The following is a 24,300-nucleotide window of genomic DNA, read 5'->3' as shown; positions in this document are numbered from 1 at the left end:
GGCCTGACGCATGTCGCATGGCAATGCGCAAGGGACGCCGTCTAATGCGCGCTTACCACGAACGAGGATGCCGACGCTGAAGATACCGCGCGATCCTAGAAGTGAAGACGGCTTGGGTTCGCCTACCATGACCACTGCTTCGCACAGCATGCAGACAAAGGGCGGCCGCGTCTCCTCATCGTGCGATGCCTTGGCTCGGCTCAGGCGAAAAATCGATTCCTTTGAGGCTCCAGAGGCTAAGTTTTTGACGACCGAATGGCAGAAGACCGACCTGAACATGCCTCACAAACACAACACGCAAACACCAGCTCAGGCCGACGACGAGCCGTCCAGCGTCGCATGCGCTTAGGCGGCATCCCATCGGCCAGAGCGGTCATCGGTCCGAGCGCTACACGCGCGACGCGCCCCGACGCTCGCGCCAAAGCTCATGGCGAAGCAGAGCCACATGCAAAACGCCGTACCGGCAGACAGGCCCGACATGTCAGAAATTCCGCGGCAGATAACGCCCGAAGGCAACGTGCTGCGTGTGACCGCCCGCGGAACCGCTGCCGAGGTCACCCGTTGAGGACGTAGAGAGCTATAGCGGATACAGCGTGCGAGGGCACGCTATCCTGCAGCAGGAAGATCTCCTCCAGCCGCAGCGCTATTCGGCAAGCGGGACCATAACCGCGAGCAGCAAGCTCGTCGAGGCCTCAATTGAGCTCAGCTTGCATCACCCCTTTACGTGTTCTGCTCAAACTCGGACTGCCGGCAGACCGAGCCCAACGGTAGCGGTTCCGTCGTTTTGTATTCGACTTTTTCCACCGACATGATGCGAACCGAGTCCGGCGTCAGCTCCAACGGGCTGTCGGTCCACCCATTCCCCGACAGGAACTTGCCCAGCACGGACCCGAACAATACGATGTTTCGGCCTCCCGCATGCTGGACGGAGCCGAACACCAGCCCGTCGACGCGTGGACGATGCACTGTGGCCAGGTATTCGGCGAGAACCTGCGTTGCCAGGTATTCGTGCTCTTCGCCGGGTCGTACGGGCGCCTGAATCAGCGTGTGAAGTCGTCGCAGTAACGCGAAGAAAACGGCCCGTTTGTCGAAATCATCCTGGAAGAAGCTCAACTTCACGTTGTAAGAACGTTCGAGCCGAGCGAAATCCAGCATGCAAAGGGGACGAGTCGTCCTGAACTGCGCATAGCAGACTTTGGTGGACAAAGCCGGCCGCAGCTCGGCGACACAGGTCTGCGGGTCGAAGGAACCATAAAACGCGGGCGTCCGTTCCACGTTCATGCGGCCCGGATTGCATCTATCCGGCGGAGCGGCGTGCAATTCTCTGCCGGGCGCGAGCGCGATGCGCTCTATCGTCTCTGCTCCCGCAATGCGCGCGCGATAGATGGCCGTCCCAACGGGGAGTTCATGGATAACCTGCCTGTTCTCGACGCCGTGCGCCCAAGTTTGCAGTTCATCGATGTCGTAAAAGAGATCGGCCAGGAATTTTCGGGCGTCATCGTTAAAAAAGCGACTGCCCGATTTCAGACTGCGTAAATACTCTTCCCAAAGATCGTGAGCGTGACCAACAACGTCGAATCCCGGCACTTCGACGTAACTATCAAACGCGTCCCACGCGGGCGGATCGGGATCGCGCGGGTCACCATTAAAGTTGTCGATGACATAATCAGCGATGGACTCGGCCAACCTGTCGTCAATCTCGCCCAGAATCTCTGCAATGACGGCGGTCAATGGTTCACCGTCCTGCTCGCCAGCAAAGTCGCAGTCACCGGGTCTATAGCGCTCTTCCAGGACTTCATGGACGCGCTTTGAAGCGAAAGCCAAACTCCACGTTCGACGCCTTGTTCCACAAATAACGCACTCGCGGACCTGGCCGTCCGCTTCGATTTCGCTTGCCAGCACCCAGTCTTTAATACATAAGCCACACACCCGGCTGTTCTCGTCGGTTCGCATCTTTACCCTATGTTTGATCGGTTCGCCCCGTAGCCGGTTACTTTACCCCGTGACCGCATGCCAGATTAGGATCGATCGAAAACGACAGTGGAGGGCCAGCCCAGCGTTGCTCTGAAGGTGACGCTGGCGCGCGCGTGGATACCCGATCATGAAAATCAATTCTCGCCGCGCCGCTCAGCCCACTGCCACTTCTCTCCAGTCCCGCATTTGTGTCGTCGCAACTGACGTCCAATCAACACTGTGACGGAGGTGGACGTCGCCGCTGGCCCAATATAAAGTGGGTCTACGTTATACATCGCGATAGTTCCGGCAATTCCCTACCCGCACGACTCAGCGGCGAAAGTCCGTCTCAACTAAAGTTGTGGCTATCGTTGGCCTCCGTCAACTAAAGCTGTAACGCGACGGAAAATAGCAACACTTGTGTCGCAATGCTGGGTTGAGTGACCTGAAAACGACGTCAACCGGATCCCGACCGGCGGTAATCTCGAACGTTGGTTGAAGACGAATACAAGAGCACAGGTTATGCCGACTGAATACTTCACCGAGCTTGAACTGTACGGCAATCTGCCCCGCCGGCTACGGGAACTCACCGAGATAATTGAAAACCATGCAGAGCTGCGCATTGAAGCGGTGTCCACAGACCAGAAGGGCATGGCGTGTGAGTTCGGCAAAGGCAAGGCACGCATCCAGCTGCCTTCCGACGGTCCTCCGCGCGACAATGCGTCGGTCTACCATGAGCTCCTGCACCTGAAACGGTACTTCCTAGACGGTGTGCCGAAGCTTGTCTACTGCGACGACGAGCACGAGTTCGAAGGCGACGCCGACGCGCGGCTACCGCAACTGTTTACCCGCCTCGACAACCAGATCGAGCACCTATTCATTGTGCCATGCGAGCTGGCACGGTACCAAAGCGCAAGCAGGTACTGGGAAGAACGGATTGGCGCGTTGCTCAATGACCCGATGCTTCCTGATGACGGTGCACTCGTGGCGTGGGCGTTTGTCCATCGAGTTTTGAGGAACAACGTCCTGTCTGACGCAGCACAGGAACAGGTCAACCAACGGGGTCTGGGCGACGCTTGCGGTCGGTTCGACCAAACCCTCGATGAGTCCAAGGAAGCTGCTACGCTGTGCCTCTTCGAGACATTCGCCCCCGCGCAACTCCCACGTGCTTGCCTCGACTACTTCGCCCAACAACAGGAGGTCCCGCTGGCCGGTACGAGATGAGCTGCTAATTGAGGATCCCCAGTCCGTCCCGTGCGCCGAGGCGCGACCCCGGCGACGAATTTGCGACGGGTCAGGGCAATAGTGAACCGTCCCGGATTTGGTGGAGGCTCCAACTCTTGAGAGAATGGAGCCATGAACAAGTCGAACAAATTTTCTGCTGAAGTCCGGGAACGTGCAGTGCGCATGGTGCAGGAGCATCGGAGCGAGTATCCGTCACAGTGGGCAGCGATCGAATCCATCGCTCCCAAGAACGGCTGCACGAGCCAGACATTGCTGGGGTGGATCAAACGAGAGGAAGTCGATAGCGGCGAGCGCGAGGGCGTGAGCACGTCGGAACGCGAACGTCTTAAAGCGCTGGAGCGCGAAGTCAAGGAACTGCGCCGCGCCAATGAGCTTCTGAAACTGGCGAGTGCGTTTTTCGCCCAGGCGGAGCTCGACCGCCGCCTGAAGTCCTGAAGGCCTTCATCGATCAGCATCGCGACACCTTCGGGGTCGAGCCGATCTGCAAGGTCTTGCGGATTGCCCCGTCGGGCTACCGGCGCCATGCAGCACAGCTTCGCGATCCGTCGCGCCGCTGCGCTCGTGCGATACGCGATGAACGCCTACGGTCCGAGATCCAGCGTGTCTGGCAAGCCAACATGCGTGTCTACGGGGCGGATAAAGTCTGGAAGCAGATGAACCGGGAGCGTATCGCGGTGGCTCGCTGCACGGTCGAACGGCTGATGAAGCAACTGGGTTTGCGTTGCGTAATGCGAGGCAAACGTGTTCGCACGACCATTGCCGATGCGGCGGCCGCGCGCCCGCTGGATCGGGTCAACCGGCAGTTCAGGGCAGACCGGCCAAACCAGCTCTGGGTTTCTGATTTCACTTATGTCTCGACGTGGCAGGGCTGGCTCTACGTGGCCTTCGTGATCGACGTGTTTGCCCGACGGATTGTCGGTTGGCGCGTCAGTTCGTCGATGACTACAGACTTCGTTCTGGACGCACTTGAACAGGCACTTTATGCGCGGCGCCCAGGCGGCGATGGAACGTTGATACATCACTCCGACAGAGGCTCGCAATACGTTAGCATTCGCTATAGCGAGCGACTGGCCGAAGCGGGCATCAAGCCCTCGGTTGGTAGCCGTGGCGACAGTTACGACACTCAGTTCAAAATACGCTTCGAACGTCGTTCTAATTTGACCCGAGTTACGATTGGCCACTGTGCCCTCGCTTTGACCTGTCGATTAGATCTGACGTTCCCCGAGCATTGCCGGGCCCAGCGTCTGTGACCTAATAGGAGCTTCGTACTGCGCCGTGAGTGTCCTGTCCTGCGAGTAGGGTTGGTGATGTGCCCACCACATGGAAAACACGCATGGAACAAGTAGAAGTGATCTTGGGTGTTGATACGCATCTGGAAGTCCACGTCGGAGCGGTTATAAGCGAGACGGGAAAGTTGCTGGGAACTCGATCTGTCTCAGCAGACTCGGGCGGTTACCTCGACTTACTGATCTGGGCAAAGTCGTTCGGCGATTTGCGTCGCGCTGGTGTGGAAGGAACCGGAACGTACGGCGCGGGATTAGCCCGAGTTCTCTTGGATCACGATATCGAAGTCTTGGAAGTGAACCGCCCAGACCGCTCGGAGCGGAGGTTTCGTGGCAAGTCTGATCCAACGGACGCGGAAAGCGCAGCTCGAGCGGTCCTATCCGGCAAGGCAGCAGCGGTTCCAAAAGACAAATCCGGTGCCGCCGAAGCGATGCGGGCCGTCACCGTCGCCCGACGCAGTGCAGTCAAAGCTAAGACGCAAGCCATCAATCAGTTGAGAGGTCTCATCGTCAGCGCGCCTCAAGAAATCCGCGAACGCCTGACTAGCACGAAAACCGCTGAGTGCATCGAAAACTGTGCTCGCGTTCGGTCGCTGGGTATACGCCGATGTTGCAAACCCTTGCGATAACACTTCGACTGCTGGCTAAGCGATGGATTGCATTGAACAACGAGTTGAAGTTGCTCGACGCAATGCTTGAAAAGCTCACAGATCAGCATGCTCAACGACTCCGGCAGCGATTTGGCGTCGGTCCGCACACGGCTGCAATTCTGATCACTGTAGCTGGCGATAACCCCGAACGTCTGAAGAACGAAGCAGCCCTTGCTGCGCTTTGCGGTACCAGCCCGCTCCAGGCATCCTCCGGAAAAACGGTTCGACATCGCTTGAACCGCGGAGGCAACCGTTCAGCAAACAACGCGCTGTGGACAATAGCGATGGTTCGGATGCGCAGCGATCCCAGAACCAAAGCTTACGTCCAGCGTCGTACGCACGAAGGCATGACGAACAAGGAGATTCATCGCTGCCTGAAGCGCTACATCGTTAGAGAACTTTACCCTCTGATCCTTGCCGATCTCGCTGATTCCAGAGCCTCTGCTTGACATAGGAGCGTCAACGCGCTGGCTGAGACAATCAACGATTTGTACAAGGCCGAACTGATTCATCACCGCACCTGGAAAACACGGGAATCCGTCGAGTTGGCAACGCTGGAATGGGTGGCCTGGTTCAACCATCATCGATTGATGGAACCCTCGGCTACATCCCACCTGCTGAAGCTGAGGCAAACTACTATCGGCAACTTGAAACACCGGTCGCCGAACCCGCATTAACTTAAACCAACCAGCCTCCACGACTTCCGGGGCGGTTCAGTAGGCGTCGAATGCGTCACGGAAAGTAACGCGACCTGAGAACCCGAATTCATCCTGCTGATCTTTGATGGCGCTTATGATATATGCTCGACGAAATAACCCAAGCTTAGATATCCAATGGAGTTCCCCCTCGCGCAAGTATATGTACCCAATGCTCCCGTGCTGGATCAGCTTGCGCTCGCTATCCGCGAAGGCGAGTCGATTGTCGAACTGAGCGGCGTTCACGGAAGCGGTAAGACGACGCTGCTGCAGGCGCTTAAGTACGAGCCTCCATCGTTAATTGACGGTGCGGTGGAGTATTTTCTTGGTAGCCCTTCCTCTCCTCTTGTCGATGCTCTTGACATTCTCGCCGAGCGTTTTGAAGCTTCGCGGGGACGTAACCTCCTCATCATTGATGACGCCGGCCGCATGGACAGGGGAGACATCCTCGAAGGAATCAATCGGCTAGGAACAGGACCGTGGCGCTTCTCGACCATTCTTGCGACGACCACACCACTTAACATCGGCGTTCCCGTCCACATGACGCCATTGAACCTTGCGGAGGTTAGCAGGCTGTTTGAGGCGCAGCTCGGGCAAGCACTGCCCTCAGAAGCGCTTCAGAAGCTTTGGGCCGCGTCACAGGGGTCGCCACTGCTCGCCAATATGCTCGTCGACCAATGGCGCTCGGGCCGCGTTCGCCATGTTGACGCGCTCGCCGACTTGCTGAACCCGTTGGCCGCGCCGGGATTGGTTGATTCACACGGGCGTCCCCTTTCACGCGACAGTCAGGAAGAGAAAGCCATCATTTCGGACGTGCGGTTCGTGAATGACGCGCTTCTCAAGGCCGTGGGCCAAGACCCTAACCTCGTCCACGCACTGACACCTCGCGAATTCGAAGAGTTGTGCGCTGAGCTTTTCCAGCGACAGGGCTATGACGTCACGATTACACCGAAGACGCGTGACGGGGGCAAGGACCTCTATCTCGCCAAAGCCGACGGTTTTGGTTCCTTCCTCTATATCGTCGAGTGCAAACGATTCGCACCAGATAGGCCGGTGGATGTTGGGATCATTCGCTCGCTTTACGGCGTTGCTCAGCATGAACGAGTCACAGCCGCAATGACGCTGACCACGTCTTATTTCAGCAAGGACGCGCGAGATTTTGCGGACGACCTTCGATATCAGCTGACGCTCAAGGACTTCATCGATTTGAAGCTTCTGCTTTCGCCCTACCGCGGCGCTTAACGGACGAGAAGTTGATCATCCGCCCCAGGGGAAAGCTCCGCATTGTCGGTGGCATGCTAGGCGGAGCAGGCGCGTTTGTACTCGGAAAGACTCGCCAGCCGATCTGGTTCAGGAACGGACCACCGACGACCTGGGCCATAGTTTTAATCGTAACGACGCCCTGCGCGAAATGATAGACGGCCAGCTTATTCGCGCGCTGTGCGTCATGTACCGTGGCATTGACCGATTGTCGAAGATGTTCGCTTGAACATCCACCGGTTGAATCCGCCGCCGCACCCGGACACCCCGGAGACAGTTGCCGTGATAACGGCGCACCGCTATCGGAGTACAAGTCATCGGCCATAGCCGACATTCGCACTTCGGCGGCGGCGAACGTCAGCTTCCACTGCTAACGAATGCGTACATGCGCCCCGCTCCGATCGGCCGCCCTCTCGCCGGTTCAACGGCAGGCAACATCTCAAGACGGCCTTGGCAAAGCTGCGCGACAACGCGCGGCGGCTGCCAGGACGCTTAACCCTCGGCGAGAAAGCGATGCACGAACGCGACGACCATCGCGCCCTCGCCGACTGCCGATGCACAGCGTTTCACCGCGCCATGACGAACATCGCCGATGGCGAATAGACCCGGCACGCTGCTCTCCAGATAGTACGGGTTGCGATCGAGAGGCCAACTGGCCGGCAGCCGTCCATTGCATAACAGATCGGGGCCAGTAAGTATATAACCGCCCTCGTCACGCATCACGCCGATCTCCGGTGCCCATTCAGTGCGCGGCACAGCGCCGATACAGACGAAGAGCCACTGCGTGCAGATGGCCCGCTGTTGTCCCGTCGCGTTATCGGTGAGCACGATGCCACCCAATTTATCGTCACCATCCAACGCAGTCACTTCGGTGCACGTCAGCACTTCCACGTTGTCTGTCGCAAGAATCCTGTCGACCAGGTACCGCGACAACGAACCCGACAACGAATCGCCCCTCACCACGACTGTCACCCACGATGCAAAGGCTGCGAAGTGCAGCGCTGCCTGGCCCGCCGAATTTCCACCACCAACGACGAAGACATGCTCGCCCGCAGTCAACGACGCTTCACTCGCGCCCGCACCATAGTACAAGCCGGCACCTGTGAACTCGTCGGCTCTCGGCAAACGAAGATGCGCATAATCCACGCCCGTCGCGCAGACGGTCGCCCGCGAGATGATTTTCCCGCCATCGGAGAGATGACCAATCACTTTGCCGGGCTGCAGTTCACCACGAACGCCCTCACGCGCAATCAGAATTTCGGTGCCGAATCGACAAGCCTGTTCTTTCGCGCGTTCGGCGAGATCTGCGCCACTGATACCCTTTGGAAACCCCAAATAGTTTTCGATCTTCGAACTGCTGCCGGCTTGGCCGCCGATTGCCGAACGCTCGATCAGCACGGTCCGGAGTCCGTCCGACGACGCGTATACGGCCGCGCTCAAGCCCGCAGGCCCTGCGCCATAGATCGCAAGATCGTATTCGCTCTGCGATGCACCGAGAAACCAGCCCAGCTTCTCGGTGATCTGGCGAATAGTCGGCGCCTCAAGCCGGCTGCCGTCAGAAAAGATGCAAACAGGTAGCCGCGGATCGTGCAGATGCGCCACCTCGGCTTGCGCACGTGCATCCTCGTCCGTGGTAAGTTGAGTCCATTCAAAGGGGACATCGCTGCGATGTAGAAAATCGCGGATAGCATAGGCCATCGGCGAACCTGCCCTGCCGAATATTCTGATGACCGCCGGCGACCGCGTATCTGTGCTGGCTGGCATGATGTTCTCCCAACATGCGGTTCATTCGACGCAGCACCAATGCCCGTGACGCCGGTGGTTGGATCGCATTGAACTCGAGGGAAAGTCATCTTACTCCCGTTTCAGCATGCAATCGGGATCACTCCTGCTGCTGCAGCGTGCTACTTTCAGAACGCGCCATGTGAAAACCGGTGGCCAATCCCTGGCAGAGTCGCGCACAACGCGCGAGATCGCCACAACCATTATCTTGCGCACCAAAATGCTCCGGTGCCTGTAAATGAATTCAGACGCCGCCGGACGGTGCCACGGATTGAAACCGGTACCCTCGAGCTTTGAATGCGAACACCATGAACCGACTCGCCGAGCTCACGGTGCGGCATGGCGTATACGGATTACCACTCATAGCGATTCCGATGTTTCTCGATGACACTAACTAACGTTAGTCAAAATAGAAACCGGATTCGCGGTTTCGCGCCCGGCCTGCGTTGTTCAGCCCGCGGCCTCCCGACAATTTCCTCATGACAGGATCGTGCCGTGTCCAACACGCTGATTGAACAGCTTGCGGATTTCTCCGCCCGTACGGACTTCGACCAGTTGCCGCGCGCTGTTGTTGACGAATGCAAGCGGATCCTCCTCGATTCGATTGGCTGTGCCGTCGCCGCGATTGGGGAGCCGAAAGGGCGAATTGGGATCGACTATGCGCGAATCATGGGCGGCGGTGATAGCGAAGCCACCGTCATTGGAACAGGCGAACGCGTCTCGATCTTCGGTGCCGCGTTCGCAAACGGTGAACTCATCAACGCGCTCGATATGGATGCAGTCGTACCGCCTGGACACGTTGCACCTTACGTGCTGCCCGGCGCTCTCGCCGTTGGGGAAGCAAATCGCGCACCGGGCAAGGCGCTCATCAGCGCGATTGCCATCTCGCACGAAATGTCATATCGGCTCGGCAAGGCGATGGACTATCTACGCGATACCAAGGATGGCAAAGTATCGCCTCCGCCCGTGTACGGCTACAGCAGTACGGTGTTCGGCGCGACCGCTGCGATCGTCAAGCTGAAGGGCCTTTCAGCGGACGTGCTTGCCAACGCCCTTGGCATCGCCGGCAGTATCGCGCCCGTGAATTCTCAAGTCGCGTGGTTTCAGCATGCGCCGAGTTCGACGATCAAGTATCTGCTGGCCGGGGCGCTCGCGCAAACCGCAATGACCGCCGCCCACATGGCGGAATTCGGCCATCGCGGCGACGTTCAGATCCTTGACGACCGGGAGTACGGCTTTCCTCGCTTCATCGGCACGCGGCGCTGGGAACCCGGACACATCACGGCCGGGCTCGGCAGCGAGTGGCAGTTTCCCACCGAGCAGGCCTACAAGCCCTACCCTCATTGTCGAATTCTGCATGCGCTACTCGACAGCCTCACGGAAATCGTCGACGAACACGATATCAAGCCGGGTGAAATCGACGGCATCAAGGCCTGGGTCGAGGGTTTCGTCGAGCAGCCTGTCTGGCTCAACCGCGATATCAGGCACGTGCACGACGCGCAATTCAGCATCGCGCACGGGCTCGCGCTGGGTGCGCATCGCGTGCCACCGGGGAAGGCATGGCAAGATCCCGAGCTCGTGTTCGGCCATTCGGTGATGGAACTGATGAATAAGGTCACTCACGAGGTGCACCCGAACTACGTCGAACTGCTATCCGGTCACGCCGCCAGCAGGCCGGCAAAAATCGAAATTTCTGCACGCGGCAAAACCTTTGTCGGCGAGCGGCGCTATCCGAAAGGCAGTCCGTCACCGGACCCGGCAAGCACCATGTCCAACGATGAACTCGCCGCGAAGTTCCGCCGTAACGCGCAAGGGGTCATCGCCGGCGACCGCGTCGACAAGGTGATCGAGGCTATCTTCGATCTCGAGAACGTGGACGACTTTGCGTCGATCATGCGTGCACTCGGCCCTGACGCAAGTCAGGCTCAACCGGGCGACCGCGCAATCGGGTAACCATGGCCGCCGCCATCGCGCCTCGCTCGTTTCGGCGACGCGCGCAGATGACGGAGGCAATTTTGCTTCGGGACGCGATGCGCGATTCAAGAGGCACGGAGAAAATTTGAAGCATTCCATACAACGTGAACAATCAGGCGAGGCCTCTCGCGAATCGTCTGCGATCCGCGAGGTGGCCGGACGCGTCATGCGCGGCACTGCGCGTAAATGGCACATCTCGGGACTGCTCTCGCTGCCGTACTCGCTTACACATATCTACTACCCATCGCTCGATTGCCCGATCAATCTAATCGAAGGTCTGGTGCTGAGCGAGGGCTGACGAACCGGGTCAGTAACTTGATCTAACTGCGGCCACATTGCCAGGCGAACCTTCAGTGTTGCCGTCGCGTTGATCCGCCCCGTAGCAAACGATTCGACGCCGGCGAACACACTCGCGCGCTTCCGCATGGCACATTCGCCGCTAGGCGACCACCTCCGCCTTACGGCCGCCGCGCCACGACACGGCGGCATGAGCCGGCTTCACGCCCTCGAAGAACATTGCACAAAGTTGATCAGCAACCTTGTCCAATGCCCCCTTTTTCGGGTCGAACCACGTCTGGACGGAATTGATGCAGCCGAGGATAAACACCCGGCAAAGCGCGATATCAACGTCCTCGCGCAAGTACCCCTCTGTGCGCAAGTCGTTGAATACGGTCGTCCAGAGTTGCTGATGACGCTCGCGCCGCTTGACCTGACGCGTTCGCACATTGTCCGGCAACTGGGATAGCAGCCGGCCGTGCGCGAGCGCATAGTCGCCGAATTTGATCAGAGCGCTCATCTGCCCCACCAGAACCGCCTTGAAGCGATCTTCGGCATTTGCGTTGGCGGGCAACGCGCCGAGATGTTCGTTGATGTGTTGCACGATACTGTCCGCGCCGTGCTCCATGACGACGTCAACCAACTCTTCCTTCGACGAGAAATGATAGTAAATGCTCGCCGCTTCGATACCCGCCTGGTCCGCAATGGAGCGCATCGTGGTGGCCGCATACCCCTGCGTCGCAAAGGATCGTGCCGCCAATCGCAGGAGAGTCTCTCGCGTATCCGCGTTGGGATTAACGTTTCTCTTTCGCACGTGTGTATCAGCTGTCCGCTGTCAAAGTGAGTTGATATTCAAGGCCGCGCCGGGCGAGTCTTGGGTATTCGTGCCGTCGTCGTATTCATCGCCCAATCTAATGTTTGGGAGGTTAGCGCATTTCTGTCATGCAGACTAGCTGGCAAAATCGTCGATGACACAGGTCACGACTGGCCGGAGGCGCACAAGGCTGCCTTGTCGGCAGCCAGCGCCTGCGGAACGAATTCCCGGAGGAAATCGACAAACGTCCTGATCTTCGCATCGAGGTATTGGCGCGACGCGTACAGGACATAGGCGGTGAGCTTTTGCAATTGATAGTCGGGCAGCACGCGAATCAGGGCGCCGCTGCGCAGCGCCGGCAATGCCGTCGCCATGGGCAGCGCGCCGATGCCGACGCCCTCCCGTAGCGCAATATTGAGTGCCTCGATAACGTTCACCTGAAAGTCGGCAGGCGCAAACTCGAACGTTTCTCGTCCATTGGGTCCGTCCAGCTGCCAGCGATCGCGAGGAAACACAGACGAGACGATCTGTAGACACCTATGCCCGCGAAGCTCCTGTACCGTACGTGGCGTCCCACGTTCGCTCAGATAGACAGGCGACGCACACAGTACGCTATGCACGTCGCCGAGCCGATGCGACACGAGCGCCGAATCGGGCAACTCCGACATACTCAATTGAAGAGAGATATCGTAGCCTTCGTCGAGGAGGTCAGGTACATGCTGCGACAACGTCAGCTCGACGGACACCGAAGGATTTCGTTCCCGATAGCGCAAGACCGCCGGTAAGACATAAATCTGGCCGAAGCTCGTTGTCGCGTGCACATGCAACTTTCCTGAGGGGCGGACCTGTGCATCCGCCGCCTCCGCCTCGGCCTCATCGACATATGCGAGAATCCGCTCGCATCGCTCCAGGTAGCGCTGTCCCGCCTCGGTGAGCGCGATGCGGCGTGTGCTGCGGTTGAGCAGGCGCGTGCGCAGGTGCGTCTCCAACTGTGCGATCGATCGCGAAGCAGAGGCGTTCGTGAGCCCGAGGCGTTGCGCTGCTCCGGTAAAACTGCCTTCTTCTGCGATGCGGACAAATATCCGCATCATTTGTAGCGTGTCCATCTTTCCTTTCCTAGGATGAATTCCTTTCGCCCGCGTCACGTGATTCAGTTGCCGGCGGGTCCGAAGAAGACCGGTTGCGGTACGGCCAACGCTATCGTCAGTGAAGGACGACCGTTCCGCCGCCTGTACACCGTTTCAGACGACCATTATTGTGCGCGCAGACACTACCTGAGCGCGCCGGACGTGTCCAGCCGAAGAGACAGTCCGCGCGGCCCGTAGCGGTCATGCGCCGGTACGAGGCGCTACGCTCGATGAAGCGCCGCCATCACCCGATCACTGTACGGAACACCGCGACCTCGGCCGTTGACACGACAAGCGCCAGACGCGAAGTTCTGTGATGTCACTCGGAACGAGCGCTGCCCGTCCTTGGGCACGACCCACAAAACTGCCAGCCCAGCCGTCGGACAGTCTCTCGGCAAGGCAATGGCACGCCAGCCCCGACACAACCATGAGAATCACGATGAACACAGAACGCCGCCTGCCGGGCACCCCGGAGCCGATGCACATGTGGGAAGGTTCGGATGGCATCCGCCTCGCCGGCGATGCCTGGGGCCATCCCGACGCCCCCCTAGTCGTCCTGCTGCATGGTGGCGGTCAGACTCGCCACGCATGGGGTGCGACGGGGGCATCGCTTGGCGAAGCCGGCTATTTTGCCGTTGCTTACGATGCCCGCGGACATGGAGATTCGGACTGGTGCTCTGATGGCGACTACAGCCAGGACGCGTTGGTCCGGGACTTGGGGTGCGTAGTCGCGGCACTAGGCACACGACGGCCCGTGCTCATCGGCGCATCGCTAGGCGGAGCAACCAGCCTTGTGGCGATTGGCGAACGCCGGCTCGATGCTAGCGCGTTGATCCTCGTCGATATCGTGCCGTACACCGAACCCTCGGGCGTTGCAAGAATCCGCACCTTCATGCAGCAAAGCCCACACGGATTCGGCTCGCTTGAGGAAGTCGCTGACGCGATCAGCCGGTACCGCCCGGCACAAGTGCGCACGCGCAATCTGGACGGTCTCGCCAAAAATGTCCGGCTCGGCGGCGATGGACGCTACCGGTGGCACTGGGACCCCAGGTTCCTCGCCAGTCAGGTCGAGCCGCACACGCGTCACCCAAGACTCGCAGCGTGCGCGAGCCATCTGAATCTGCCGACGCTACTGGTGCGCGGCGGGACCTCCGACGTCGTCAGTGAGGCTGGCGTTCAGGAGTTCCTCGAACTCTGCCCGCACTCGGAATACGTGAATGTCGCCCAGGCTGGCCATATGGTAGCCGGCGACCGAAATGACGTGTTCGGGCGCGCGGCCATTGAGTTCCTCGCGCGCAAGGTGCCGGTTGCCGGGCCCATGTGCCATCCCATGGGCCCGATAGGCATCAGTGCATAGACGCCGTCCGCGTTCCAAATGCGCGTTATGCCACCACGACCCACGACAGCGCAGTAACACGCACCGCCTATAAATCAAGTACCAGCCGCGACGACTTGCCACGCGAGCAGCACGGCAGGAACTGGTCGTTCGCGGCGCGCTCCTCCGCGCTCAGGTAGACATCGAAATGGTCGGGCTCGCCTTCGAGTACGCGCGTGAGGCACGTACCGCACACACCTTGTTCGCAGGAGATCTGTATCTCCACGCCCACTTTCGCGAGTGCCTGTACGACCGTCTCGTCTTTCTCCACGACAACGACTTGCCCGGTACTCGCTATCTCCACCTCGAAACGTGCGTCGTCGGCCGGCGAACGCGCTTCGGCGGCAAAGAACTCATAGTGCAGTTGCGCCTCCGGCCAGCCGGCCGCACGCGCCGCATGCAGCACTGATTCCATGAAACCCTTCGGTCCGCAAACATACAAATGCGTTCCGCTCTCCGGTTTCGCGAGGCACGCCGCCATATCGAGTTTCTGGTCCACCGCTCCGTCGTCGAAGTGGAACTGCACATGGGACGCATAGCACGCGCCGGCAATACGTTCGAGAAACGCCGTATGCTCCCGCGATCTGGTGCAGTAATGCATCTCGAACGACGCGCCGATCATCGAGAGCCGCTCCGCCATGCAAAGTATCGGCGTGACACCGATGCCACCCGCCAGCAGAACGCTGTGCCGGGCGCCATGAGCAAGCGCAAAGTGATTTTTCGGAGCACTGATGATCAGCTCGTCGCCAACGCTCACGCGGTCGTGCATGCCTGCAGAGCCGCCTCGCGAACTCGGATCACGCAGCACAGAAATCTGGTAGCGATGGCTCTCGTTGGGCGCGTTGCACAGCGAGTACTGACGCGTCAATCCTCCCGGCACGGCCACGTCGATGTGCGAGCCGGCTGAAAACGCCGGAAGAGCGTTCCCGCCCGCCTCCACCAGTTCGAAACTACAGATGCCGACCGCTTCGACATGTTTCGCGGCCACGCGAACCTTCAATCCGCCCAATACACTTGTCACGTCTTCTCCTCCATCGGCGGGGACCTGCCGGCCCCACCGGTACAAATATCGCCATCCGCTACCGTTCCGGCTAATCGAGCGCCTCCTTGGCCGTCGCGGCGGCCGTCCACTTGACGACCTGTTCGAGCCCGTGACGGCACAAAATCTCGGTCTCGTTGAACACGACAAATGATTTGGCGCCCGACTCCATTCCGGCCTGCATGCTTTCGATGTTCCCCAGGTCCTCGAGCATCGTATCGGTCATATGCGAGGTGAAATGCTCAAGTTGAAGACGCTCGCGCACGGTCGTCGACTTTGGTTTGTAGAAGCGCGCTTCCCACACTGTCGTATTCGCCGACGTCGGCCAGAATTCGTGAGTCCAGAACTGGTTCGCGGAAATCTGCAGATGCCAGTTGGGAAAGAACCAGTTGACATCGCTCGACCAGTTCTCGTGTTTCGTCGGATTCACCGCCTTATGCTCGACGATCGAGTTCGTCTGGCCTTCCTTGCGGGTGCCTGTAATCGTCTGACCAGACGAGAACAGCCAGCGCATGACCTTTGCCTTGTCGGATGGCGGATTGCTCTGATTGAGCCAGAGAGAAAGAGAGCGGTGCGGGCCGTACAGATTGGCGCTGATTGGCCTGCTGAACGGATTGTCTCGTCCCGTGTAGATCGTCCCCAACGTCTTCGGATGAATCGATGCGATGTGGTAAGCCTCGCTGAAGTTCTCGGCAACGGTCTTCCAGTTCGCATTGAACTCGCCGCGCAGCACAATTGGATGATCCGGATCCGGGTAATCGATATTGGCTAATGCGTCCGCCATCGGGCCCAGGAATGCTTGCAAACTGACCTCCGGAGCGGTCTGCATATTGATGAAGATCCATCCCTCCCAGACGTCCACCGCGACCGGCGTCAACCCGCATTTCTTTTTGTCCAGGTTGAAGAATCCAGCCTCGTCCGGCACATGCGCCAATTCGCCCGCGTTGCTGTATCCCCAGCTGTGATAGCGGCAGACGAAGCGCTTCGCATTGCCATTCGGGCGATGCTCGACGATGTTGGCGCGGTGAGCGCAGACGTTGTGAAACGCCCGGATCTTGCCGTCGTCCGATCGCGCCACAATAATCGACGACTTCAAAACGGCAATGTCCTTGACGAAGAAATCCCCAGCTTTGGGAATCCGCTCGACGCGCCCCACCATGAGCCACGCACGGCGAAAAATCCGTTCGCGTTCGACCTCGTAGTGCGTCGGATCGGTATAGAGACGCGTTGGCATCGGAGCGGTGGACAAACCGACCGACTCTGCCAAGCTGGGTTTGGAATCGAAGGGGTGATTCATGCCAACTCCTGACAATGAATGAGATTCGGAAGCGATCGTGGTCTATGCGATGAAGCTCAGCCGTGCGGCTGGAAACCCGTCACAATCTGCAAGGCATGAGCCGATGGAGCGTGTCGGATACTCGACGACTGATGCATCTCGACCGCCACAGAGGCGTGACACATAGCCAGCAGCAGGCGCAACAGATTCGCGGTCGGCTCCGGCATATCATTCAGCGGGAAGCGCTCCAGGTAGACGGTCGCTTCTTCTGCGCGTGCGAACATCGCGTCATAGAAGCGCACGATCTCCGGATAAGGTGTCTGCGCGCGAAGACACCATCTTTCGTGCGACGTTGCGGTACTCCAGTGATCCACGAATTGTTCGATATCCTCAAAGCCTTCCGGCAGGCGACGCGAATCGCATGTCCTATCCCTAGTCATTGTGCTCCTCCAGATTGACGGATTACCGGGCCGCCCGTATTGAACGGACAGCGACAGACAGCAGATTGTTTTAATGGCATGCCCCGGCTCCCGGATAAGTCACACGGCAAGACATGCCGTGCTTCTCCGGGGCACGGTTCAACGCGTTCGGAACGGCGCCGCTCGTGTCATCTAAACGCGGCCCGGCTTGCTGCAGCAAAGCGCATCGTCTTCCCGGGTCTCGGCGCTGCGCTGATCAAGCCTCGCCGATCCTTTTCCCACGACGAACTCCGGCCGGAACACATAGACCAGCGCCGGCATGATGAACAGCGCGCTAAATGCCGACACGAACAGCCAGATGCCCATCAGCAGACTCATCTCAGCCTGGAAGCGCAGCGTCGACAGCGACCACAACCCAACCGCGACCGTCAGCGTCAGCGCGGTGATCAGCACGCCCTTGCCGGCCGTGCGAATCGACTGCTCGATCGCCTTCTTCAAGTCGTTGTGCTTGTGCAGTTCTTCGCGAATCCCGTCGACCACATAGAATGTGTAGTCGACACCCAGACCGATGCCGAGCGCCGCGACGGGGAGCGTGCTCAGTGTCATACCGATACCCTTCCACGCCATGAAGCTGAAAGTGATCGTGTTCGACAGCATCACCGGGATCATGAAGAAGATGCCGGCACGCGCGGTGCGATAAGCGACCGCGCAGCAGATCACGAGCCAGAGCAGCGCGAGTGCGACGCTTTCGACCTGCCCTGAGAGGATCACCTCGTTCACCGCAGCCGTCACCCCGATCAAGCCGCCGGCCAGCAGATACTTGCCATGCTCCACCGGATTGTTGGCGATGAATTCCTTCAGCCGCGCCATCGCCGTGCGGATGGTGTCACCACGATGGTCCTTGAAGTAGAACGTGACCGAACCGTTTCTCACTTGCGGATCCATATAGCGGCCCGCTTCGCCCGCATCGGGGCCCCACATATAGATCAGCTCGCCGTTCTCGTTCCGGGTCTTGCCCAGTTCGTGATAGCGCGGATTGTCTTCATGCAGGATCTGCTTGACGGCCGGGAGCACGTCTGCAATCGACAGGCTGCCGCCTATCTCCGGTTGCGCGCCCATGTAACGCTGCATGGCTTCCATGCTACTCAGTACCGCCGGCTCCTTGACCGCATCCGGCCGGCTTCCCTCGAACACCGCGTACATGCGATCGGTACCCTGGAACTGCCGGTTGATCGCGGCTGAATCGACGTTGTATCGCGAGTTCTGCCAGAGGATCGGCGAACCGGCGTCGGCATCGCCGATATGCAGATTGAGCGCATACACACCTGACACGACAAACACGACCGCCGTGAGGCCAAGGATCACGTAACGGATGCGTGACGTCGCGACCCTCACGCACAGATCGAGTACGCGATCGAACAACGGCAGCACGTCGAACGGATGTGCATGACCCCGCGGCTTGCGGACCCAGGACAGCAGGATCGGTGTCATCACACAGGCGGTGAGCGCAATCGTGAGCACCCAGATCGTGCCGACGATCGCAACCTTCTGCATCAACGGAATCGGCGTGAGCACGACGACGACCATACAACCCGCATCGGCGATCACCCCAAGCATGCCCGGCTTGAAGAGTTGCAGCATCGCCGAATGCGCGGCCGCACGGCTCGAATCGACACCGCCTTCGACCTCGTCGCCGAATCGCGACACCAGTTGCACCGAGTGCGAAATTGAACGCGCGGTGATCAGGAAGGCGATCACGATCACGAGCGGATCGAAGTTGAAGCCGAACAGCTTCGCCACGCCGAGCGACCAGATCGCGCTCGTCGTACCGGCGAGCAACGGCAGCAGCGTACCGCGCCATGTGCGCATGATGACGAACAGCAGCGCCGCGAGAAACATGATCGTCAGCATGAAGATTTTCAGCGTTTCCGGCACATAGTGCGTCACCCAGCCAAACAGCATGGGCTCACCGACCACGTTGACCGTCACGCCATCACCTTGTACCGACTGCGTGAGCTTGTAGATCTGATCGTAGATCTTCTGATAGTCGAGTTCGCTTTCGTAGAAATCGACCGTGATCAACGCCGCCTTCAGGTCCGGTGACACATACGTGCCGTAGACGAGCGGGTTATTCAGGATCGACGTCTTCAATTCACTCATCTGTTCCGCCGTCTGCGGGACGTTTGGGAACATCACGGGCTTCGATTCAATCGCATCGGTCGACGCGCGAATTTCCTTGAGCTTCGGCGACGCGATCGAGATGATTTGCATAGGGTTCACGCCGTGCACCAGGGCAAGATCCGTCGTGACCTTCTTGACCTTGTCGAGCACGCTCTTCTGGAAGATGTCGCCCTTGTCGGCCCGCACCATGATGCTTACCACATTCGAGCCGCCGAATTGCTCCTTGAAGCGCTCGTGTACCTGCACGTACGGATGCGAGCGCGGCAGCAAATCATCGAAAACCGTCTTGATCTCGATGTGCGACGCAAAGAACGTCATCACAGCCGTCAGCACGACATAGATGGCCGTCACTGCTACCCGGTTTCGAATACAGAACTCAACGAATCTCTCGAGCTTCGAAAAAGTCGCGCTCTTCATACCTGCTCTCCTGCTTTTTTCGTGTTCCCTGTCAGAGTCAAGTCCGTCATCGGCAAGCTGACGAAGTGGCTGCCGGACAGAAGGTACTGGCCGTGCTCAGGTACGATCGATGTGTACCAATGCCGGTCGTCGGGTGAGATCCGCGTACCGGTCCAATGCCCGGCACCGGCATCGCCGACGGCGAAGACGCCCTTGGTCCCGGCCGCGATCCATCGTTTGCCGTCCCACGCCACACAAAGCAGGTGCTCCGTTCTCCCCTGCTCATAGAGCGTCGTTGCGCCGCCTTGCGCGGTGCCGTTGTAGGCGACGTCGTCCGGCGAGGCGAAGGGCATCTGGGCCCAACTCGCGCCGCCGTCGTGGGATACGAGAATCACGTCGTTGAGACCGACCGCGACACCATCGTTCGCGTCCTTGAACGACACCGCCATCAGGCTGCTTTTGACCGGCCCTGTCACCTCATGCCAGGACTGGCCGTTATCGGCCGAGGTCAGGATGCGCCCTCGCTCGCCGACGATCCAGCCGCGCCCGTCCTTCAGGTACACGTCATTCCACGCGATGTCTTCCTCCGGCCGGACTGACGCCCAATGCCGGCCGTAATCGGTCGACATCAGAATGGCGCCGCCTTCGCCGACGGCCACCGCGTGGCCGCCAGGTTCGGTCCTGACCCGCATCAGCTTGTTGGCGATCCTGGATTTCGGTGCGTCCACCGCCTTCCAGGATTTGCCGCCGTCTTCCGTAATCAGCACGACGCCCCCGTTACCCACCGCGACGGAGCGTTTGTCATCCCATGCCGCCACGTCCTGAAACGCCACGCTCACCGGAACGGCGGCGTATTGCCAGGAACGGGCAGCATCTGTGCTGGTCAGGATTTTTCCGTCACTACCCACGAGCAAAATCTTGCCGCCGGGTTGGACTGCGGCCCCATACAGCCGGTCGCCGCGCTCGAAGGCAGGCCGTGGCACGGCGTCGCCTTTGGGTTCGGGCTTGATGAAGAATCCCGCATAAAGCAGTCCCCCAATAATGAGCAACGGCATGGCCGAACTCACGAAGCTGGAAAGGCGTCGCAATTGCATATTTCACCCGTCGATATCAACAGTTATTTAGAGTCCGGACCTTACTGATAGGACTCCAACGCGTTCGGCGAGTAATCGCCGACGCTGCGTTCACGATCCACCACCGCGTCAGGCGTCGCGAAGAATGTCGCGTGATGAGCCTTGAAATCGACGTACGTGCCGAGCAATGCCGAGATGTACTTGATGCCCGTCCTGTTTCCCGTCAGCGGCCCGTAGTAGAAGTCGATGGCACGCCATGGCTCGCCCTTCTTGTCGGTAATTTCACCGCGGTAAATGCCATACAGCTTCGTGTCGACATACACGATCTTCTTGCCGTACGGGTGTTCGCTCGGCGGCGTGCACTCGACCACCCAGACTTCACGCGGGGTCATTGGAACGATGGCGTTCCAGTACGGCGCGTCTTTGGAATCGATCACCGGCCACTCTTCCGCCGAACCGCTCTTCGACGAGTCGCGGTGCAGCTTGGTGTCGACGCCGGCAAGGATCCAGCGCTTGCCGATCACCTTGTTGCTCAGATACTGCGACGGGCGCGAGTTGTACACGAAGAGGTCGTCGTCGAGGAAGTCGAAGCCACCGACAGGGTCCATCCATGCGTTACCCGACAGCCGACGCACGCGTCGTGCGGACTTGATGTAGACGAACTGATCCTCGAGTTTGCCCGCAACGTCATAGCGGGTTGTAAATGTCCCGGTGCCCTTGATGTCCTGGGGCGACACGCCAACGAAGATCGTCTTGGAAAGCCAGTCCCCGCCGTCGGCCGATGTCGATCCGCCCAACCGGCCCCGATTGCGGGTCCGGTCGAACACCCAGCCCTGGGACGATTCGAAACCGCTCGAGTTGAACGTCAGGAACGAGACGTTGGAGAAAAAGTCATGCGGGTACGACGGGGAACCGTAGTAGTAGTTCCACATGATCTTCTCGCCGGCGTCAGGATCGCTTTGATTGATCGTCGGGAACGGCAACCCAGCCTTGTAGCCCGTAATCTCGCGCGTCTTCGGGTCATACTTGACATCACCCGAATCCTTCTCAGTCGCCTCGCTCCACTTGGAGTCGACAACCGGCTCCGCAGATTTCACGAGCTGGAACTTGCGATTGAAGTTGTTAATCTCGGTGACTTCTCGATCTGTGAGCAGACTGGCGATCGTGTGGCCCATGAACGTGTCGTTCTTAACCTGATCCAGATTAGCCTTGCTGACGACCGTGCCGGACGGCAACTCGGCCGCCACCGCCGATGCGGTCGCCGTCATTATCGATGTGGCGAGGAGCGCCGCGAGGCAGTAAGTAATACGCCCTTTGAAGGATTGCTGCATGTTTCGTCTCCGATCTTTGGGGGTTACGACACTTAGAACTGGTAAGTTGCGCGAAGCATCAGTTGATCGTTGTTGGCAAATCCGGCAAGACCGTAAGTGCTCTGGCCAGGCTGAGGAATTGCGCTACGCGAATGACGTGCGAAGAACAGATCCGCCTCGGCGAGGAGACGCCAGTGATTGCCGATCTGATAGCCAATGCTGGGAATCACGAACCCGTCGCCCGTGCTGAGGTCGACGCCACCGGCGATGCCGGGATTCAGACGGCTGTTCATATAGTTGAGCGTCAAGAACGCCGTCATGAGCGTGTCGTGCCGCTTCGCCGGCGCGCTCCAACCGACCTGAGCAACAATGTCGTCACTCGACTTGAAGTTCTGGATCCACGTATCGAACAATTGCAGCGAGAACAGCGAAGGCGCATTCGTCCCGAGCAGCCGCTCGAGGCTCAGCTTCTGGTCGAGGCGGATTGTCGTCGTGATCACATCCTTGCGAACGACCGGACCCGTCCCCTGCTGGTTGATCGGCAGATTCGTGCCGGTGTTGAAGTAGCGGTTCGGCTGATACGCAATTTCAAGGTTCGCCACCGTGCCCGTGACCGGAATTTCACCACTCACGCTTGCATCGAACACGTTGATCGTCGGGAAGAACCAGTCACCGAGCAAACCGCTCGGCGTCTTGCCGATCGGGTTGGCAGACGGGTTGAGCACCGGATCGGGCGCGAACGTGCGCAGGTACGACATCGCGTAGTTCACCGGGCCCGCGAATCCGGTCCAGCGGGTGCCGCCAGTCACCGAACTGGTCTTGCCGTACGGATGATCGTAGTCGTAGTTGGTCAGTGAGAGAAAATCGACGCCCTTGAACGGCTGCGGAATCCAGCGCCCGCCATACAGGTCATAGTTGTTGCCGATATCCCGCTTGCGGTCGAGGCCCGGCCGTACGACCATCTGCAAGTCGCCGTTCAGTTCCGGAACGCTGACTGTCGCATTGGCCATAATTAACGGCTTTCTGAGTTCGTCACTTTCCGGCTCGAGGAATGACCGCCAGCGATAGTCATAGCCTTGAATCAGGTCAGTAGGATGGAAGAAATCTGTCTCGCCCCAGACGATCTGCTGCTTGCCGAGCCTCAGATGCACACGATCGCCGACGTCCGTGTCGACATAGAATTCGCGCAACTCGTTCTGGTCATACTGCTGCAGCATGCTGCTGCCCGGCCCCCCCGGCGTATTCTGACGAACCATGTCCTGCAGGCTCTTTTCGTAGGGTGTGAGAATTTCCCGGTCGAGTCGGCCGATTGCCGTCCACTTGAAAGGACCGGTCTTCAGGCCGGCATCGAGCTCGAGCGAACTGCGCAACATCTGCAGTTCACCCGCTCCGCCATTCGCCACCTCAGGGTGGTTCTGAAGGTTCATCGAAGCCCAGGTACGCACAAAACCACCGAGCGTCAGGTTGTCCTTCAGGCCTCCAAGGCCTGTCAATGCGTTCCATGCGGACGGGGGCTGGCTATCCGGTTGGGACTGTTGCCGGGTTTGCTCCTGATCCGCCGCCTGCACCTGATCGGCAGCCTGCGCCGCCAGCGAGTAATCAAGCGAAATCATCAAAGCAGGAATCGTGGCTAAAGAAAACATGCGATGCTTCGCGCGACGGGATAGTGTCTTCTTCTTTAGCTTTTCAAGCTCTCTCATGGTCGACGTCTCCTCTTGAAATTTAAATAGTTATACGAACTGTTTGATTCGGACCGCCCGCTAAATTCTTGTTGCCCGCTTCGCCGGTTGGAATCCGTCGCTCCAAGGGCGGATCTCTGTCCGCGTCCCTTGCAAACTTTGTTCTCGACTGCACGACTTCCGATATGCGTCTTGTCGCAGCGTAGCTAAACGGCCACGCTCAGCGTCAAGGCAAAGCTCAACCCCGATGATTGATGGATGTCAGAAGATGGGCGCGCCTCCGTAGTTCTTAGTGTCGTTCTGGGTAGGCATTAGAGGCGTTAAAAAAACACCGCGTCAATTGATCTTTCGCTTCGTTCCGTACGTTGACATTCAGCATCCTTTCGCGGAATACGACGCGTACGGGCTAGGTGCTAACACTCATGGTTTGAGGCAGATTTGTCTCTCACACTATCTAACGTTCGTATGGTGAATGGACTGAATTGCGGAAGAT

At 59.1% G+C, this 24,300-nt stretch carries 16 protein-coding genes, 3 pseudogenes and 1 other annotated feature; of the genes and pseudogenes, 8 read left to right on the top strand and 11 right to left on the bottom strand.

All coding sequences use genetic code 11. The features are described from left to right. Nucleotides 1–720: 720 nt before the first annotated feature. Nucleotides 721–1,953: an RES family NAD+ phosphorylase gene (locus ACFSNN_RS38095; protein ID WP_134458600.1), complete on the bottom strand. Its 1,233-nt coding sequence runs from the start codon at nt 1,951–1,953 to the stop codon at nt 721–723. Nucleotides 1,954–2,475: 522 nt separating this feature from the next. Between ACFSNN_RS38095 and ACFSNN_RS38090 the strand changes: the two genes are divergently transcribed. The 5 genes and pseudogenes from ACFSNN_RS38090 to ACFSNN_RS38065 all read left to right on the top strand — a co-directional run bounded on the left by ACFSNN_RS38090 (nt 2,476) and on the right by ACFSNN_RS38065 (nt 7,068). Further along, on the top strand, nt 2,476–3,177 hold the full coding sequence (locus tag ACFSNN_RS38090; protein WP_134458598.1) for a hypothetical protein: 702 nt from the start codon (nt 2,476–2,478) through the stop codon (nt 3,175–3,177). A gap of 132 nt (nt 3,178–3,309) precedes the next feature. Continuing rightward, nucleotides 3,310–4,319, top strand: a pseudogene (locus ACFSNN_RS38085) (IS3 family transposase); the annotation flags it as partial. Beyond that, nucleotides 3,588–3,704 (top strand) — a sequence feature (AL1L pseudoknot). It overlaps the preceding pseudogene by 117 nt. 212 nt (nt 4,320–4,531) lie before the next feature. After that, nucleotides 4,532–5,580: pseudogene (locus ACFSNN_RS41410) on the top strand (IS110 family RNA-guided transposase). A gap of 12 nt (nt 5,581–5,592) precedes the next feature. After that, a pseudogene (locus ACFSNN_RS38070) lies at nt 5,593–5,813 on the top strand (IS3 family transposase); the annotation flags it as partial. Between the two features lie 151 nt (nt 5,814–5,964). Continuing rightward, nucleotides 5,965–7,068, top strand: a complete 1,104-nt coding sequence (locus tag ACFSNN_RS38065) for a restriction endonuclease (protein ID WP_134458594.1) — start codon at nt 5,965–5,967, stop codon at nt 7,066–7,068. Nucleotides 7,069–7,578: 510 nt separating this feature from the next. Here ACFSNN_RS38065 and ACFSNN_RS38060 read toward each other — a convergent pair. Then, nucleotides 7,579–8,850: an NAD(P)/FAD-dependent oxidoreductase gene (locus tag ACFSNN_RS38060; RefSeq protein WP_134458592.1), complete on the bottom strand. Its 1,272-nt coding sequence runs from the start codon at nt 8,848–8,850 to the stop codon at nt 7,579–7,581. 513 nt (nt 8,851–9,363) lie between these two features. Here ACFSNN_RS38060 and ACFSNN_RS38055 point away from each other — a divergent pair. Together ACFSNN_RS38055 and ACFSNN_RS38050 are read left to right on the top strand one after the other, a co-directional pair. Next, nucleotides 9,364–10,821: an MmgE/PrpD family protein gene (locus ACFSNN_RS38055; RefSeq protein WP_134458590.1), complete on the top strand. Its 1,458-nt coding sequence runs from the start codon at nt 9,364–9,366 to the stop codon at nt 10,819–10,821. A gap of 106 nt (nt 10,822–10,927) precedes the next feature. Beyond that, entirely contained in the window at nt 10,928–11,140 is a 213-nt protein-coding gene (locus ACFSNN_RS38050; RefSeq protein ID WP_134458588.1) for a hypothetical protein, read from the top strand. Nucleotides 11,141–11,281: 141 nt separating this feature from the next. Here the strand turns inward: ACFSNN_RS38050 and ACFSNN_RS38045 are convergent, their stop codons facing one another. Next, nucleotides 11,282–11,932 carry a TetR/AcrR family transcriptional regulator gene (locus ACFSNN_RS38045; RefSeq protein WP_134458586.1) on the bottom strand — a complete coding sequence of 217 codons (651 nt, stop codon included), beginning with the start codon at nt 11,930–11,932 and terminating at the stop codon, nt 11,282–11,284. A gap of 164 nt (nt 11,933–12,096) precedes the next feature. Continuing rightward, a complete protein-coding gene (locus tag ACFSNN_RS38040; protein WP_134459162.1) occupies nt 12,097–13,038 on the bottom strand; it encodes a LysR family transcriptional regulator in 942 nt (313 codons plus the stop codon). A 460-nt stretch (nt 13,039–13,498) separates the two neighbouring features. On the opposite strand from ACFSNN_RS38040, the gene ACFSNN_RS38035 reads away from it, so the two are divergent. Beyond that, the gene (locus ACFSNN_RS38035) at nt 13,499–14,416 is read left to right on the top strand and encodes an alpha/beta fold hydrolase (RefSeq protein WP_134458584.1); all 918 of its coding nucleotides are present in this window, start codon (nt 13,499–13,501) and stop codon (nt 14,414–14,416) included. A gap of 67 nt (nt 14,417–14,483) precedes the next feature. Here the strand turns inward: ACFSNN_RS38035 and ACFSNN_RS38030 are convergent, their stop codons facing one another. From ACFSNN_RS38030 to ACFSNN_RS38000, 7 genes are all read right to left on the bottom strand, one after another. Then, on the bottom strand, nt 14,484–15,455 hold the full coding sequence (locus tag ACFSNN_RS38030; RefSeq protein WP_134458582.1) for a PDR/VanB family oxidoreductase: 972 nt from the start codon (nt 15,453–15,455) through the stop codon (nt 14,484–14,486). 70 nt (nt 15,456–15,525) lie between these two features. Next, nucleotides 15,526–16,770 carry an aromatic ring-hydroxylating oxygenase subunit alpha gene (locus ACFSNN_RS38025; protein ID WP_134458580.1) on the bottom strand — a complete coding sequence of 415 codons (1,245 nt, stop codon included), beginning with the start codon at nt 16,768–16,770 and terminating at the stop codon, nt 15,526–15,528. 56 nt (nt 16,771–16,826) lie between these two features. Beyond that, nucleotides 16,827–17,189, bottom strand: a complete 363-nt coding sequence (locus tag ACFSNN_RS38020; protein WP_134458578.1) for a hypothetical protein — start codon at nt 17,187–17,189, stop codon at nt 16,827–16,829. A gap of 171 nt (nt 17,190–17,360) precedes the next feature. Next, nucleotides 17,361–19,766, bottom strand: coding sequence for an efflux RND transporter permease subunit (locus tag ACFSNN_RS38015; protein ID WP_134458576.1), 2,406 nt, complete (start codon nt 19,764–19,766; stop codon nt 17,361–17,363). Next, complete coding sequence (locus ACFSNN_RS38010) at nt 19,763–20,800, bottom strand: WD40/YVTN/BNR-like repeat-containing protein (RefSeq protein ID WP_377688881.1); 1,038 nt, start codon at nt 20,798–20,800, stop codon at nt 19,763–19,765. Before ACFSNN_RS38010 ends, ACFSNN_RS38015 begins: the two co-directional genes overlap by 4 nt. Before the next feature lie 80 nt (nt 20,801–20,880). Further along, nucleotides 20,881–22,149, bottom strand: coding sequence for a DUF1329 domain-containing protein (locus tag ACFSNN_RS38005; RefSeq protein ID WP_134458572.1), 1,269 nt, complete (start codon nt 22,147–22,149; stop codon nt 20,881–20,883). Nucleotides 22,150–22,181: 32 nt separating this feature from the next. Further along, a complete protein-coding gene (locus ACFSNN_RS38000) occupies nt 22,182–23,828 on the bottom strand; it encodes a DUF1302 family protein (protein ID WP_377688882.1) in 1,647 nt (548 codons plus the stop codon). Between the last annotated feature and the right edge of the window lie 472 nt (nt 23,829–24,300).

This window comes from Paraburkholderia dipogonis, from assembly GCF_042680985.1.
GTDB classification, from domain to species: domain Bacteria; phylum Pseudomonadota; class Gammaproteobacteria; order Burkholderiales; family Burkholderiaceae; genus Paraburkholderia; species Paraburkholderia phytofirmans.
The sequence above is the reverse complement of the archived record's forward strand: the minus strand, read 5'-3'. Positions and strand labels throughout refer to the sequence as shown.